This window comes from Agromyces sp. LHK192, assembly GCF_004006235.1.
In the GTDB taxonomy this organism is placed as follows: Bacteria; Actinomycetota; Actinomycetes; order Actinomycetales; family Microbacteriaceae; genus Agromyces.
The window spans coordinates 4,072,981-4,088,319 of sequence record NZ_CP034753.1; the positions used below are offsets into that span (position 1 = coordinate 4,072,981).

At 69.3% G+C, this 15,339-nt stretch carries 14 protein-coding genes; 6 read left to right on the plus strand and 8 right to left on the minus strand.

The window, feature by feature from the left end:
- Positions 1 to 14 precede the first annotated feature (14 nt).
- The 6 genes from ELQ40_RS18575 (at position 15) to ELQ40_RS18600 (ending at position 8,082) form a co-directional block, all read left to right on the plus strand.
- Positions 15 to 2,360 carry a DUF6049 family protein gene (locus ELQ40_RS18575; protein ID WP_127795025.1) on the plus strand — a complete coding sequence of 782 codons (2,346 nt, stop codon included), beginning with the start codon at positions 15 to 17 and terminating at the stop codon, positions 2,358 to 2,360.
- Positions 2,353 to 3,975, plus strand: a complete 1,623-nt coding sequence (gene murJ, locus ELQ40_RS18580) for a murein biosynthesis integral membrane protein MurJ (RefSeq protein WP_127795026.1) — start codon at positions 2,353 to 2,355, stop codon at positions 3,973 to 3,975. The genes ELQ40_RS18575 and murJ overlap by 8 nt, the downstream gene beginning before the upstream one ends.
- 205 nt (positions 3,976 to 4,180) lie before the next feature.
- Positions 4,181 to 5,170, plus strand: coding sequence for a thioredoxin-disulfide reductase (gene trxB, locus ELQ40_RS18585; RefSeq protein WP_127795027.1), 990 nt, complete (start codon positions 4,181 to 4,183; stop codon positions 5,168 to 5,170).
- Positions 5,171 to 5,222: 52 nt separating this feature from the next.
- Positions 5,223 to 5,546, plus strand: coding sequence for a thioredoxin (trxA, locus tag ELQ40_RS18590; protein WP_127795028.1), 324 nt, complete (start codon positions 5,223 to 5,225; stop codon positions 5,544 to 5,546).
- A 143-nt stretch (positions 5,547 to 5,689) separates the two neighbouring features.
- Positions 5,690 to 7,018 (plus strand): PLP-dependent aminotransferase family protein, encoded by a 1,329-nt coding sequence (locus ELQ40_RS18595; RefSeq protein ID WP_127795029.1) that lies wholly within the window; start codon positions 5,690 to 5,692, stop codon positions 7,016 to 7,018.
- 50 nt (positions 7,019 to 7,068) lie between these two features.
- The gene (locus ELQ40_RS18600; protein ID WP_127795030.1) at positions 7,069 to 8,082 is read left to right on the plus strand and encodes a D-alanine--D-alanine ligase; all 1,014 of its coding nucleotides are present in this window, start codon (positions 7,069 to 7,071) and stop codon (positions 8,080 to 8,082) included.
- Positions 8,083 to 8,281: 199 nt separating this feature from the next.
- On the opposite strand, the gene ELQ40_RS18605 is transcribed toward ELQ40_RS18600, so the two are convergent.
- The 8 genes from ELQ40_RS18605 to rpmH form a co-directional block, all read right to left on the minus strand.
- A complete protein-coding gene (locus ELQ40_RS18605; RefSeq protein ID WP_127795031.1) occupies positions 8,282 to 9,340 on the minus strand; it encodes a ParB/RepB/Spo0J family partition protein in 1,059 nt (352 codons plus the stop codon).
- Positions 9,340 to 10,191 (minus strand): ParA family protein, encoded by an 852-nt coding sequence (locus ELQ40_RS18610; protein WP_127795409.1) that lies wholly within the window; start codon positions 10,189 to 10,191, stop codon positions 9,340 to 9,342. Before ELQ40_RS18610 ends, ELQ40_RS18605 begins: the two co-directional genes overlap by 1 nt.
- Positions 10,192 to 11,866: 1,675 nt before the next feature.
- Positions 11,867 to 12,502 (minus strand): 16S rRNA (guanine(527)-N(7))-methyltransferase RsmG, encoded by a 636-nt coding sequence (gene rsmG / locus ELQ40_RS18615; protein ID WP_127795032.1) that lies wholly within the window; start codon positions 12,500 to 12,502, stop codon positions 11,867 to 11,869.
- A 25-nt stretch (positions 12,503 to 12,527) separates the two neighbouring features.
- Positions 12,528 to 13,025, minus strand: coding sequence for a R3H domain-containing nucleic acid-binding protein (locus tag ELQ40_RS18620; protein WP_127795033.1), 498 nt, complete (start codon positions 13,023 to 13,025; stop codon positions 12,528 to 12,530).
- Positions 13,022 to 13,984 (minus strand): membrane protein insertase YidC, encoded by a 963-nt coding sequence (yidC, locus tag ELQ40_RS18625; RefSeq protein WP_127795034.1) that lies wholly within the window; start codon positions 13,982 to 13,984, stop codon positions 13,022 to 13,024. The genes ELQ40_RS18620 and yidC overlap by 4 nt, the downstream gene beginning before the upstream one ends.
- A gap of 9 nt (positions 13,985 to 13,993) precedes the next feature.
- On the minus strand, positions 13,994 to 14,407 hold the full coding sequence (yidD, locus tag ELQ40_RS18630; RefSeq protein ID WP_127795035.1) for a membrane protein insertion efficiency factor YidD: 414 nt from the start codon (positions 14,405 to 14,407) through the stop codon (positions 13,994 to 13,996).
- The gene (rnpA, locus tag ELQ40_RS18635) at positions 14,400 to 14,765 is read right to left on the minus strand and encodes a ribonuclease P protein component (RefSeq protein ID WP_127795036.1); all 366 of its coding nucleotides are present in this window, start codon (positions 14,763 to 14,765) and stop codon (positions 14,400 to 14,402) included. The genes yidD and rnpA overlap by 8 nt, the downstream gene beginning before the upstream one ends.
- Before the next feature lie 7 nt (positions 14,766 to 14,772).
- On the minus strand, positions 14,773 to 14,910 hold the full coding sequence (rpmH, locus tag ELQ40_RS18640; RefSeq protein ID WP_021010601.1) for a 50S ribosomal protein L34: 138 nt from the start codon (positions 14,908 to 14,910) through the stop codon (positions 14,773 to 14,775).
- Between the last annotated feature and the right edge of the window lie 429 nt (positions 14,911 to 15,339).

Sequence of the window (15,339 nt, forward strand, 5' to 3'; positions counted from 1 at the left end):
GTAGAATCGCACGCATGGTGGCCGCGTCGAACCCTGTGCTTCGACTGCGCCGACTCATCCGGGAACGACGCCGCGGCATCATCGCGGCCGCCGTCGCCGCGACCGTGGCCACGGCCCTCGCCGCGCCGGTCGCTGCGGGCGCCGGCGTGTTCGGAATGGAAGCGGACCGAGCGGATGCCTCGGCCGGCGCAGCGGCCGCGGGCGCCGGCGCATCCGCCTCGACCACCGAGGAAACCACCGAGACCGGTTTCGTCTCGATCGACCTGGCCCCGACCGTCGGAACGACGCTGGACCCGGCGGCGGTGGTGGCCGTCGACGTCGAGATCACGAACGGCACCGGTGAGCCCGTCCCGGCCGGGATCGTTCGGCTGACCCGCTCCGAAGCCGCGATCGACGACCGTGCGGAGCTCGCGGCCTGGCTGGACGACGGCACCGAGCACCCCGCCGAGATCCTCGCCGAGACCGCCTCGCCGGCCCTCGCAGCCGGCAGCACCGTTCGGGTCGCGATCACCGCACCGGCCGGCTCGCTCGACCCGGTGATCGGGCCGGTGTTCGGCGTCGGCGCCGAGATCGTCGTGGAAGGCGGCGCGGTCGCCGCGGAGACCGCGGTCTTCGCGTCGTCGGCCCTCACGCCGACCGCGGCGACGCCCCGCCTCGCGCTCGCCTACGCGATCACCGTGCCGGCCGAGACCGACGGCCTGATCGCGCCCGACCTCCTCGAACTCTGGACCGGACCGGTCGGCCTGCTCTCGCGCGAGCTCGACGCGGTCGCCGACCAGTCGGTGGCGGTCGCCGTCGATCCGCGGATCATCGCGTCCATCCGGGTGCTGGGCTCCTCGGCGCCGGCCTCCTCGCTCCTCTGGCTCGACCGGCTGGCCGGGATCTCGAACGAGGTCTTCCCCCTCGCGTACGCCGATGCGGACCTCACCGGGCAGACGCAGTCCGGCGTCGGGGTCCTCCCGGCACCGTCGTTCGCCGACGTGCTCGACCCCGACGACTTCGGCACCGGCGCGGGCGGGGAAGGCGATGAGGGTGCCACCGCGCAGGACGCCGCGGCATCCGCCTCCCCGTCGCCGAGCGTCGAACCGACGACCGAGCCCGAGGCCCCCGACACGCTCCCGACGACCGATGAACTGCTGTCCTGGCCGTACACCCGCACGGACCTCGCCTGGCCGGCTGCGGCGACCGTCGCGTCGGGCGACCTGGCCGCATTCCGCACCGCAGGCCTCACGACGACGATCCTCGAGGCGGCGAACGTCACCGGCACCGCCCCCGACTCGAGCGCGACGGTCGAGGGCGAATCGGTCGTCGTCGCCGACGCCGGCATCTCCGACGCGCTGCGTGCCGCGGCCTCGGCATCCGGCGAGATCACGTGGGCCGAGGCCACCGGCCGGATCGGTGCCGAGCTCGCCATGCGCGCGAGCGTCGGCGACGGCGGCATCGTGCTCGCGACGTTCCCGCGTGGCGCGACGACGCAGAGCGCACGCGTGGGGTCGTTGGTCGGCGAGCTCGGCACGTGGGGCTGGGCGGGCAGCGCGAGCCTGAGCGAGGCGATCGGCGCGCCGCCCGTGGACCTCCCGCTCGTCTCGACGTCCGAGGACGCGACGCGCCTCGACTACCTCGCCCGCCTGTTCGACAGCGACGCGCGCATGGGGCAGTTCGCCACGGTGCTCGCCGACCCGACGCTGCTGACCGCGCCGACCCGACGCGCCCTGTTCGCGCTGCTCGACGAGTCGTGGCGCACCGACTTCGACGCCTGGGCGGATGCGGTCGGCGAGCGACTGGTCGACCAGACGGCCACCATGAACGCGATCTCGGTCGCGCCGAGCAGCACCGTCAACGTGCTGTCGAGCCAGACCGGGGTCCCCACCACGGTCGAGAACCTCCTGCCGTACCCGGTCACCGTGTTCGTCGACGCGCAGCCGTCGAACGGGCGGCTGCTCGTCGAGGAGCGGGTCGAGACGACCGTGGCACCCGAGTCGCGCAGCAACGTCATCGTGCCCGTCGCCGCCGGCGTCGGACGCGGCGAGGTGACGCTCACGGTCTCGCTCTTCTCGGCCGCGGGCGTGCAGGTCGGCCGTCCGATCGAGATCACCGCGAACGTGCAGGCCGACTGGGAGGGCATCGGCGCCGCCATCCTGGCAGCGCTCGTCGTCGCGTTCTTCGGCTTCGGCATCTGGCGCAGCGTCCGCCGTCGCCGGCGCACGAAGGCGGAGGCATCCGCGTCGGCGACGACGGATGATGCGGATGCGACGGATGACGCGGGGCCTGCGGACCCCGCAGCTCCCGCCGATGCACCCGGCGCGACCGAGCTGCCCAGGGCCCAGCAGCCCACGACGGAGGATCGCACGGATGGCTGAGGACCGGATCGGCCGCGCGAGCGTCTTCCTCGCGTCAGGCACGCTCGTCTCGCGGATCCTCGGGTTCGTGAAGGCGATCGCCCTCGCCTCGACCATCGGCATCATCGGGTCGCAGGGCGCCGACGCGTTCGCCGTCGCCAACGGCCTGCCGAACACCGTCTTCGTGATCGTCGCAGGCGGCGTGCTGAGCGCCGTGCTCGTGCCCCAGATCGTTCGCGCCGGCGCCCATGCGGACGGCGGCAGCGCGTACATCAACAAGCTGCTGACGCTCGCGTTCGTCGTGCTCGCCGGCGCGACGGTCGTCGCGACCCTCGCGGCACCACTGCTCACGTTCCTCTACGGCGCATCGCTGCCCGACGAGACGTTCGCCCTCGCCGTCGCCTTCGCGTGGTGGTGCATGCCCCAGATCTTCTTCTACGGCATGTACACCCTGCTCGGCGAGGTGCTCAACGCCCGCCGGAGTTTCGGCCCGTTCACCTGGGTTCCGGTGCTCAACAACCTCGTCGCCCTCGCGGGGATCGCGGTGTTCGCGATCGTCTTCGGCGCCGACCCGATCGGCGCTCGCGCAGCTTCCGAATGGTCGCCCTCGATGATCGCGGTGCTCGCCGGGAGCGCGACGCTCGGCATCGTCGCGCAGGCCGTCGTCCTCTTCTGGTTCTGGCGGCGCATCGGCCTGAAGTACCGACCCGACTTCGCGTGGCGCGGCGTCGGCCTGCGATCGGCCGGGCGGCTCGCGGGATGGACGTTCGGCATGCTCCTGGTCACGACGGGCGCCGGCATCGTGCAGACGCTCGTGGTGAGCTCGGTCTCGGGCTCGGCGGCATCCGTGGCGGCGATCGACAATGCCTGGCTCATCTTCATGCTCCCGCACTCCGTCATCACCGTCTCCATCGCCACCGCGTACTTCACGCGCATGAGCGAGCACGCGGCGGTCGACCGCCTCGTCGACGTGCGGGACGACCTGTCGAGCGCGATCCGGGGCGTCGGCACGATCATCGTGCTCGCGGTCGCCGTGCTGCTCGTTGTCGCCTACCCGTTCGCGGCGGTCTTCACGCGGGAGTTCTTCGCCGACGTGGCCGCCCTCGGCAACGTCATCATCGCGTACGTGATCGGCCTGCTCGGCTTCAGCATCCTCTTCATCGTGCAGCGCACCTTCTACGCGCTGCACGACACCCGCACCCCGTTCTTCTTCACGCTCTTCCAGGCCGTGCTGTTCAGTGCGTGCGCGGTCGCGTGCCTCGCCCTTCCCGTCGACTGGGTCGCGGTCGGCGTCGCGGCGTCGACGACGCTCGCCGGGACCGCGCAGCTCGCGGTTGCGCTCGTCCTGCTGCGGCGACGCCTCGGCACGCTCGACGGTCGGCGCGTGCTGGTCGCTCTCGGCCGCGCCGCCGCGGCTGCCGTGCTGCCCGTCGCGGCCGGTATCGCCCTGCTGATCGCACTCGGCGGCACGCAGGCCGGCGGCTTCGCGGTGAGCAGCATCGTCGGCGCGATCACCTCCATGGCGGCCATCGGCGTCGTCATGGCCGCGCTCTACTTCGGCGGCCTCTGGGTGATGCGGTCACCGGAACTCCGGGGATTCGCGGAACCGCTGGTCGCGCGACTGCGTCGCCGCTGAGCGCTCCGTCCGCGACGCGGTCGCTCCGACCGGTCGGCGTTCGGGCGGCGTCGACGGCCTGCATCGGCGGCATCCGTCGCGCGCCGCAACGGAGCGAGGCGGCGGAATAGGTGCCGCCTAGACTGTGTTGACCATGTCGTGACATCCGTGAACCAGCGGATGCCATATCCACGTCACGACCGCACGTCACAACCAGGGAGCAGTGTTGCGCGACATCATCATCATCGGCTCGGGCCCCGCCGGCTTCACCGCCGCGATCTACGCCGCGCGCGCCGAACTGCAGCCGCTGCTCATCGCCAGCTCGGTCGAGATCGGCGGCGAGCTGATGAACACGACCGAGGTCGAGAACTTCCCGGGTTTCCCCGAGGGCATCATGGGCCCCGACCTGATGACGCAGATGCAGCAGCAGGCCGAGCGCTTCGGCACCGAGGTCGTCTACGACGACGTCGTCGAGCTCGAGCTCGACGGTCCGGTCAAGCGCGTGAAGCTCGGCAACGGCGGCGTCGAAGAGGCGAAGACCGTCATCTACGCGACCGGGTCCGCCTACCGAAAGCTCGGCCTCCCGGAGGAGGAGCACCTCTCGGGCCACGGCCTCTCATGGTGCGCGACGTGCGACGGGTTCTTCTTCCGCCAGAAGACCATCGCGGTCGTCGGCGGCGGGGACTCGGCGATGGAGGAGGCCACGTTCCTCACCCGCTTCGCCGACAAGGTCTACGTGATCCACCGCCGCGAGGAGCTCAAGGCGTCGAAGATCATGCAGCAGCGCGCGTTCGACAACGAGAAGATCGAGTTCGTCTGGAACGCGGAGATCGCCGAGATCCTCGGCGAGACCCAGGTGTCGGGCGTGACGCTCCGCGACACCGTCACCGGCGACCTCCGCCCGCTCGAGCTCGACGGTCTGTTCGTGGCCATCGGCAACGACCCGCGCACCCACCTCGTGCACGGCAAGCTCGAACTCACCGGCGAGGGCACCGTGTGGGTCGACGGCCGTTCGTCGCGCACGAGCCTCCCGGGCGTGTTCGCCGCCGGAGACGTGATCGACCCGCACTACCGCCAGGCCGTCACGGCCGCCGGGTCGGGCACGGTCGCGGCCCTCGACGCCGAGCACTACCTCGCGGCGCTCGCGGACACCTCCTCGCCCGCGGAAGCCGAAGCCGAGGCCGAGGCCGTCGAGCGGCTCGCATCCGTCAACTGACCTCTTCGACGACATCCGTTCGTCCAGGTTCTTCCATCCAAAGGAGATTGCAATGACTGCACGCGCAGTGACCGAGGCCACCTTCGAGCAGGAGGTCCTCAACAACGACAAGCCCGTCCTCGTCGACTTCTGGGCCGAGTGGTGCGGCCCGTGTCGGGCCGTGAGCCCGATCCTCGACCAGATCGCGACCGAGCACTCCGAGAAGCTCGACATCGTGAAGCTGAACGTCGACGAGAACCCCGGTCTCGCGATGAAGTACCAGATCACCGCGATCCCGGCGTTCAAGGTGTTCGACAAGGGCGAGGTCGTCAAGACCGTCGTCGGCGCGAAGCCGAAGCCGGCCCTCGAGGCCGACCTCGCCGCCTACATCCAGTAGTCGGCAGCCTCGTCGTGAAGGCCCGCCCGGCTCAAGCCGGGCGGGCCTTCCGCATATCCGAGCGGATGCCTCGCCGCGGGCATCCGTCATTCCGGCCCCGACGCGGTGACTAGCATGAAGACCTTGAGCAGAACGGATGTGATGTGACCACCGACGGCGTCCCGCAGCGGACCGGCAACAACCTCGACCCCTGGTACGCGAACTACGCCGCGCGAGCCGCCGGCTTCGCCGCATCCGAGGTTCGAGCCCTGTTCGCCGTGGCGTCGCGGCCCGAGGTGGTCTCGCTCGCCGGCGGCATGCCGTTCGTGTCCGCGCTGCCGCAGGAGCTGATCGCCCAGTCGATGGAGCGGGTCATGCGCGAGCACGGACCGACGGCGCTCCAGTACGGCGGGGGAGCAGGCATCCCGTCGTTGCGCGAGCACATCCTCGAGGTGATGGCGCTCGAGGGCATCCGCGGGGCGTCGGTCGACGACGTCGTGACCTCCACCGGTTCGCAGCAGGCGCTTGATTTCGTCGCGAAACTGTTTCTCGACCCGGGTGATGTCGTCCTCGCGGAGGCACCGTCCTACGTCGGGGCGATGGGGGTCTTCCGCTCCTACCAGGCCTCGATCGTGCACGTCGCGATGGACGACGACGGCCTGATCCCCGAGGCGTTGCGTGAGACCATCGCGCACCTGCGCGGTCAGGGCCGTCGGATCAAGTTCCTGTACACGATCCCGAACTTCCACAATCCAGCGGGCGTCACCCTGTCGGCCGCCCGACGCCCCGAGATCCTCGAGATCTGCCGCCAGAACGAGATCCTCGTGCTCGAGGACAACCCCTACGGCCTGCTGCACTTCGACGAGCCGGCGCCCGATGCACTCCGGTCGATGGACCCCGAGAGCGTCATCTACCTCGGCTCGTTCTCGAAGACGCTCGCCCCCGGATTCCGCGTCGGCTGGGCGCTCGCCCCGCACGCGATCCGCGAGAAGCTGATCCTCGCCGCCGAGTCGGCGATCCTCTCGCCGTCGTCGTTCAACCAGATGATCGTGTCGGAGTACCTCTCGACGGCCGACTGGCGCGGCCAGATCGACACGTTCCGCGGCGTGTACCGGGAGCGGAAGCAGGCGATGGTCCAGGCGCTCGAGGACTACCTGCCGCAGTTGAGCTGGACCGACCCGAACGGCGGGTTCTACGTGTGGCTCACCCTGCCCGACTCGCTCGACTCCAAGCAGATGCTGCCTCGCGCCGTCCGCGAGCTGGTCGCGTACACCCCCGGCACGGCGTTCTTCGCGGATGGGCGTGGACGTCACGCGATGCGTCTCTCGTACTGCTATCCGACACCCGATGCGATCCGCCTCGGTATCCGGCGGCTGGCCGCGGTGATCAACGGCGAGCTCGCACTGCGCGACACCTTCGCGGGCACCGGCTCGCTCGAGGCTCCGCACGAGCTCGAGATCGAGTCCTCGGCACCGCCGTCCGACCTGAAGTGACCCCGACACCCCCCATCCGACGTCGAACTGGACTGGAGCATCTCCCGATCATGACTGACTCAGAGCCTGTTGCCCCCGCCGAACGCGAAGCGTCGAGCGCGGTCACCGCATCCGATTCCGGCAGTCTTCGTGTCGTCGTCCTCGCGGGTGGCATCTCCCACGAACGCGAGATCTCGCTGCGCTCGGGCCGGCGGGTCGTGGATGCGCTGAGCGCAGCGGGGCACCGCGCCGAACTGCGCGACTCGGATGCCGGACTGCTGCCCTTCCTGACCGCCGATCGCCCGGACGTCGTCTTCCCGGCACTCCACGGCACCAGCGGGGAGGACGGGTCGCTCCTGTACCTGCTCGACGCACTCCGCCTGCCGACCGTGGGATCGAGCGGCCCAGCAGCACGTCGGGCGTGGTCGAAGCCGGTGGCCACGTCGCTCGCCCGCGACGCCGGCATCAACGTCCCCCGCTCGATCGTCCTCTCGAACGAGTCGTTCCGCGAACTCGGAGCGGCGAGCATTCTCGGCGTCGTGCGTGAGGCGTTCGACGGCGACCTCGTGGTGAAGCCGGCGTACGGCGGCTCCGCCCAGGGCGTCACGATCGTCGACGAACCGGGCGAACTGCCTCGCGCCCTCGTCGAGGCGTTCACCTACGCCGACGTCGCCGTGATCGAGCAGCGGATCGTCGGCGCCGAGATCGCGGTGTCCGTCGTCGACACGGGGGAGGGGCCGCGCGCACTCCCACCCGTCGAGATCTCGCCGACCGCGGAGTTCTACGACTTCGAGGCCAGGTACAACGCCGGCGAGACGACGTTCTACGCTCCTGCGCGGATCGACGCCGACGTCGCCGCAGCGGCGTCCGAGGCAGCAATCCTCGTGCACCGGACCCTGGGGCTGCGCGACCTGTCGCGGGCGGACTTCATCGTCGATGCGCAGGGGACGCCCTGGTTCCTCGAGACCAACGTGCTCCCAGGCCACACCGAGACGTCGCTGCTCCCGCTCGCGATCGGAGCGAGCGGGACGACGTCTGCTGCGCTCTACGATGCGCTGGTTCGCCGGGTGCACGCGCGCGGGTGAGGCTCGCATCCGACACATGTTCCGGATGTTTCACGTGAAACGGTGACGCCCTGAACATCGGAGGTGGAGGCTGCGGCCATGTTTCACGTGAAACATCGTGACCTGACGCCGAAGGGGTGGAGCGCATCGCGCTCCACCCCTTCACGTTCGCCGCAGAAGCGCGGTGACGGCCGGCATGACGGCCTCGCCGAGCAGATGCTCAGACGCCCTCGAGCTCTTCGCCGAGGTCGGTAAGGATTCGCCGGAGATCCTGCACCGTCGCGAAGTCGATGTTGATCGTGCCCTTCCGCGCGCCGAGGTTGATCTTCACCCGTGTGTTCAAGCGATCACCGAGACGAACCGCGAGGTCGTCGAGGAACTCCTGCCGCTTGCCCGCCGCGGGCTTCTGCTTTCCCGGCTTCGGCTGGGCAGCGGCGATGGCCTCGGCCTGCCGAACGGACAGTTCCTCGTTCACGATCTTGTCGGCGAGCTTGAGCATCGACTCGGTGTCGCCCAGCATGAGGATCGCGCGTGCATGACCAGCGCTCAGGACCCCGGCCGCGACCCGGATCTGCACCGCCTCGGGCAGCTTCAACAGCCGCAGCGTGTTGGAGATCTGGGGGCGGGAGCGGCCGATTCGCTCCGCGAGCTCCTCCTGGGTGATGCCGAAATCCGCGAGGAGCTGCTGATACGCGGAGGCTTCCTCCAGCGGGTTGAGCTGCGACCGGTGGAGATTCTCGAGCAGGGCGTCCCGCAGCATCGCCTCGTCGGCGGTGTCCTTGATAACCGCGGGAATCGTGTCGAGTTCAGCAGCCTTGCTCGCCCGAAGTCGACGTTCACCCATGACGAGTTCGTACTTGCCGGCCTCGTCAGGATGGGGACGGACGACGATCGGCTGGAGCACGCCGAACTCGCGGACACTGTGCACGAGCTCAGCGAGGTCCTCGGGATCGAAGTTGGACCGCGGCTGCTGGGCGTTGGGCACGATGTCGTGCGGGTTCAGGCGAGCCAGGCGAGCGCCCGGCACTGCGAGGAGGCCGTCGTTCGCCGCGGCCTGCTCGACGACGGCGACCGCCGCGAGGGTCGGCGATGCCATCGCGATGCCGGCATCCACCGGCGACTCGCCGCCTGCGGCCGCGGCAGGGGAACCCGTGCCCGGAGCGGCGCGATCCGCCTCGGGAAAGAACACGTCCACCGGGCGATTCGCCTTCGATGCGTCGTCTCCGGTCGGAATCAGGGCGCCGATGCCGCGTCCGAGTCCGGTGCGCTTGGTTGCCATCAGTGGTTCTCCTTGACGTCAGGACGCGCTGCGCCTGCTTGGCCGCGATGGGCGATCTCGGCGGCCGCCTCGCGATACGACAGCGACCCGGTCGACCCGAAGTCGTATGAGATCACGCTCTGCCCATAGCTCGGGGCCTCGGACACCCGGACCGAGCGCGGAATGATCGTCTGCAAGGCCTGGGTGGGGAAGTGCTGGCGGACCTCCTGGGCCACCTGTTGCGCCAGGTTCGTCCGCGAGTCGTACATCGTGAGCAGGATCGTCGACAGTCGGAGTACCGGGTTGAGGTGCTTCTCGATCAGCTCGATGTTGCTCAGCAGTTGGGAGAGGCCCTCGAGCGCGTAGTACTCGCATTGGATCGGAATCAGCACCTCACGAGCCGCGACGAAGGCGTTGATCGTCAGCAACCCGAGCGACGGAGGACAGTCGATGAAGACGTAGTGGTACGGCTCGTTCATCGACGCGAGGTGCGCGTCGAGCGCCCGCTTGAGTCGCTGCTCGCGCGCGACCATCGAAACCAACTCGATCTCGGCACCCGCGAGGTGGATGGTGGCGGGTACGCAGTCCAGCCGCTCGTGCTCGGTCGAAGGCCGCACGACCTCCGTGAGCGAGAGATCCTGTACGAGGACTTCGTAGACGCTCTGCTGGTCCGACTGATGGTCGACACCGAGCGCGGTCGAGGCGTTACCCTGCGGATCGAGATCGATCACCAGCACGCGCGCGCCCGACCGAGCGAGCGCCGCCGCCAGGTTGACGGCAGTCGTGGTCTTGCCGACGCCGCCTTTCTGGTTCGAGATGGTGAAGATGCGGGTCGCCGGCGGCAGCGGCAGTACCGATTCCTCGAGCGCCATTCGTCGACGGGTCTCGTCGAGCAGTTCGTCGGCCAGGGGAGTGCCTCCAGTGGTCAGTGATGTTTCACGTGAAACATCGGGATGGGGGAGCTGTGGCGGCGATGCGACCGGAGGGGCGTGCAACGCGACCGGCGGCGCGTGCAGTGCGGCGGCGGACGGCGCGTGCACCGCAGCGGGCGCGCCTGTGAGCGGCACCTGCGGATCAGCGGGCGGGGTCGGCTGACCGGCGTCCGACGGATGCGGCGATGCGGGCGGAACGGATGGCGCCTCGACCGCGGGTGCTGGGCCCGAAGCTCCGTGGACATCGGCCTCGGGCACGGTGTGCTGCTCGGGTTGCGCCTCCGCAACCGGGCCCGCATACCGCGTGCCGACCGATGACACCTCGAAAGCAGCGACCTCCACCGGTTGAGCGGGCTGCTCGCCCTGGGTTACCTGCAAGGGTTGGCGAGCCGGCTCACCGTCAGTGGACCGCGGCACCGACTCGTGGTCCTCGACATCGGCATCGGGCAACGCGTCGATCGCACCACCTGCAGCGTCGGGTGACGGCGCCGCGGGTGCGACTGCATCCGCGGGTACGACTGCATCCGCGGTTGCGACTGCATCCGCTGTCGTGTCCGAGGCTCGGACAGCCTGCTCTGCGGCCGGATGCTGCAGTGCGGAAACCGTGTCCGCGGCGGCATCACCGACGATCTCGCGGATGAGATCCTCTAGCATCGCGTCGGCGCCTGCGGGCCTGGTCAATTGCTTCCAACCGGCGTCGACATCTTGGTCGAGCGATCCGTCGCCGGCGAGGGCGGCCGCGGTCGCGGCATCCCAGTCGATGGGCCGTGTCGTAGGCGCGGCTGTGCCGCCAGCCGGCCGCGGGCCGTTCGTGGGCGGGGCCGACGGCGCGGACGACGGTTGCGGGGGAGCAACCTGAGCATGATCGCCGGCGACGGCGGAAACACCTGGCGGAGTCGTGAAGGGCAGATCGCTCGAGGGCGCATCGGCGAGGGCCGGAGGCAGAATCCCAGAACGGTCGGGTCCATCGCCGCCTGCGCCTCCGCCGACAGGTGCTCCGCCGGCTGCGTAGGGCTCGCTCATCGGCGGCACAGCCGATTCAGATCGTTGGGGGTAGGCAGGCGTGACATGCGCTTCCGATGGAGTGGGAGCCGCCGGACCAAGGCTCGGACTCGTCGGCGGAGCGGGCTGCACCAGGGGGTGCTCCTGCGCAGGCGTGATCGTCGGTGGTGGGGGATTCATCGTCGTGGGTGCCTCGGGTTCGTGCGCTGCTGGTTCGGGATTCGTCGGCGCGGACGCCGTCCGTCTGCGGAACCAGCCGCGTCCCCCGCCTTGCGCCATTCCCGACTCTCCCGCCGTGTCCGTCGTGCCGAGCCCGACGTCCTCGGAGCGGTTCGACGGACCTGAGACAACAGCCTAACCGGCACTTCGGACGTTCCGAGGATCCGCGGTCGATGCGACGCAAACGACCTCGTGGAGGTCGACATCGGGCAGTGTTTCACGTGAAACATTCGGGACTCCGGTCGACTGCGGGCACGCCGGGTCATCCGCGTGGATCCTCGACGTATCGGGCAGGGCGGCGCACGTCCTGAGTGGCGATTCGCACCGCGGGCGTTTCACGTGAAACGTCTCCGAGAACGGGCCTGCGTTCCGGCCTGCACCGAGTTCGGGCGGCTCAGCCGACGGTCGCGCGGAACACCCGGGTGACCTCGTCGAGTTCACCCTCACCCAGCACCAGGACCTCCTGGTCGTGCACATGGAACTTGCGGAGCACCTTCTCGGCGGCACCGATCTCGCCATCGACGCCCGCGCCCTTCATCAGCACGAGCTCGCCGCCGGGCCGCAGCAGGGGAGCGGTGATCGGGATGAGTGTCCGAAGGGCGCTGACCGCCCGCGCGGTGACCTGGTCGAGGCGACCGCGGAGCTTCGAATCCTCAGCTCGCGCTCGGACCACGTCCACGTTCTCGAGCCCGAGTTCGTCGACCTGACGCTCGAGCCATGCGACGCGGCGCTCCATCGGTTCGATCAGCGTGAACGAGACATCCGGGCGGGCGATCGCCAGCACCAGCCCGGGCAGGCCCGCGCCGGACCCGATGTCGCCCACGAGGCCCGGGCGCAGCAACGGCGCGACGACGACCGAGTTCAGGATGTGTCGCGTCCAGAGCCGGGGGAGCTCCAGCGGACCGATCAGGCCGAGTTCTTCGCCGTGCTCGGCGAGCGACTCGGTGAAGGCGCGGCCGAGCGCGATGCGGTCCCCGAACAGCGTCGCCGCGACGGCAGGTTCGGGTTCGAGGTCGAGGCGATCGGTCATCGTTCCACGTGAAACGGACGGAGCGTCAGCCGACGCGGGTGATGACGGTGTGGCGCTCCGCGCCCTCGCCACGCGACTCCGAGTGGAGTGACCGCTCGGCGACGAGGTCGTGCACGAGCTTGCGCTCATACGACGACATGGGCGGCAACGCGGCCTCGGAGGCCCCGGCTTCGATGCGCTCGACGGCACGGGCGACAAGCGCCGACAGTTCGTCGCGGCGTGCGTCGCGGGATCCGCCGATGTCGAGGATGAGGCGTGAGAACGCCCCGGTCTTCGTCTGCACCGCGAGGCGGGTGAGTTCCTGGAGCGCGTTGACCGTGTCGGGCTTCGAGAGGAGGCGGAGGTTCGCGCCGTCGCCGGCGTTCACCGAGAGGTACGCGCGACCGTTGCGGGCATCGATGTCGATGTCACCGTCGAGGTCGCAGATGTCGAGGAGTTCCTCGATGTAGTCAGCCGCGATGTCGCCTTCTTCTTCGAGTTGCGCGACCGACCGCTCGGCCGTTTCCTGCTGCACGTCCGTCATGACTGCTTCCCCTGGTTGTTCTTCTTCGCACGCTGCTTGCTCACCGGCTGCTGGCGCTGGGTGGGCTGCTTCTTCGCGGGCTCCTCGGCCTCGGCTCCGGGCTCCTCGATGACGAGCTTGCCCTTCTTCGCGAGGCGCGCCTCACGGGCCTTCGCCGCTTCGCTGCCCGGCGTGGGCATGTTGCGGATGACCACGAACTGCTGGCCCATGGTCCAGAAGTTCGAGACGAGCCAGTAGAACATCACGCCGATCGGGAACGCGACGCCCGAGAACGCGAAGACGAGGGGGAGCAGGTACAGCAGGATGCGCTGCTGCCGGAACATGGGGCTCGCCTTGGTCTCCGGCGACATGTTCTTCGACACGATCTGCAGCTGCGTGATGAACTGCGACGCGGTCATCAGGACGATCATGACGACGGCGACGACCATGACCTGCCACGGGTACTCGCCGTTCACGGCCCCGATGAAGGTGCCCTTCAGCGGTGCGCCGAGGAAGGTCGCGTTCGCGAACGAGTTCGCGAGGTCCTGCGTGAAGACGCCGACGCCGGCCTTGTCGTGCTGGGCGTCGTTCAGCACCGAGAACAGGCCGAAGAAGATCGGCATCTGCAGCAGCAGCGGAAGGCACGACGAGAGCGGGTTGGTTCCCGTCCGCTTGTAGAGGTCCATGGTCTCGCGAGACATGGCCTCGCGAGAGAACTGGTCCTTCTTCCCCTTGTACTTGTCCTGGATCTTCTTGAGCTGCGGCGCCACCTCGAGCATCCGGCGCTGGCTCTTGATCTGCCGGACGAAGATCGGGATAAGTGCCGCACGCACCACGATGACGAGACCGACGATCGAGAGGACCCAGGTGACACCGTCGTCCGGGTCGAGGCCGATGGTGGTCCACAGGGTGTGGAAGGCGACGAGGATCAGCTCGATGACCCACTTGATGGGCCAGAGGATGATGCTGATGGGATCCATGGGGAGGGGTCAGGCCTTTCGAAGGGCGATGGCGGACACGCTTCGGTCCGACTCGTGCTGGTGCCCCGGGTGATCCGGGGTGGCGGTGGGAGCTGAGTGGAACACGGGTGCCGGGTCGGAGACCCATGCTGCCGGGAGCACCCAACCCGAGCGGGTCACGCGATCGCGGTCGTGCCGGGCGGTTCGGACGTCGTCGATGCCGCCCGCGGTCCACGGGTTGCAGCGGACGATGCGCCATGCCGTGAGCAGTGCGCCGAAGACGAGGCCGCGCTGCTGGATGGAACCGAGCCCGTAGGCCGAGCAGGACGGGTAGTACCGGCAGACGTCGCCGTAGAGCGGCGAGACCACCTTCCGGTAGGTCAGCAGCAGCGCCACCCCGACGTTGCGCGGCACGAGCAGCAGGAACCGGCCGATGTCACGCATGGAGCGACCCGAGCGAACCTGCGCCGGCGGCGCGGCTCGACGCAGCGTGCCGCAGTTCCTCGCGCAGGGACGGAAAATCCGCGTCCGCTGCGGACGGCAGGGCGCGGATCACCAGGTCGAAGCCCGACACCCCGTCGCGCACGAGCTCGTGGCCGGCGGCCTTGAGCCGTCGGCGGACGAGATTACGGCGCACGGCGGTGCCGACCTTCTTCGAGACGATGAAGCCGAAGCGCGCGTCGGCGCCCGACGACCGTGAGCGGATGTAGCTCACGGTGTGGGCACCGGCGACCTTCGCTCCACGGCGCACGACACTGCGATAGTCGTCGGCGCTCGTGATGCGGTTGGCTTTGGCGAGCACCGATGGACTACGCGGAGAGTTCGGTGCGGCCCTTGCGACGGCGGGCCGCGAGGATGGCGCGGCCGGCGCGGGTGCGCATGCGCAGGCGGAAGCCGTGCTTCTTGGCGCGGCGGCGGTTGTTCGGCTGGAAGGTACGCTTGCTCATTCTTCTTCTCCGGCGATTCGGATCTCCGCGAGCGAACGCGTCACATGTGCGTACGTCGGGAAAACAGGGTGCCCCTGGGGGCTGCGGTCAACTGATTAAAACTACGGCCTGAACGGCGCGCGGTCAAACCGGCCGCCGGTGCGGGAGGCGCGGATCGAAACCGACAGTATCCCACGAGCCTGCGGATCCGCTGTGGAAGACACGCCGCGACGACACGCCCGAATGAACGGATGACGTTCTCGGCATTTGTCGGGCAGGCCGACTTTCGATACGGTTTGAGACCAGTTATCCCCAGCCTCGACCGCGGAATTCCGCTGTTTCAACAGCCTTTGCCCACAGGCGGTGGATAACCGATGATGTACTTCAGCCTGGAGCCGCTCGCACGTCGATCGGGGGACCGACGAGCGGCACGGCCAGGCGCCATGACGA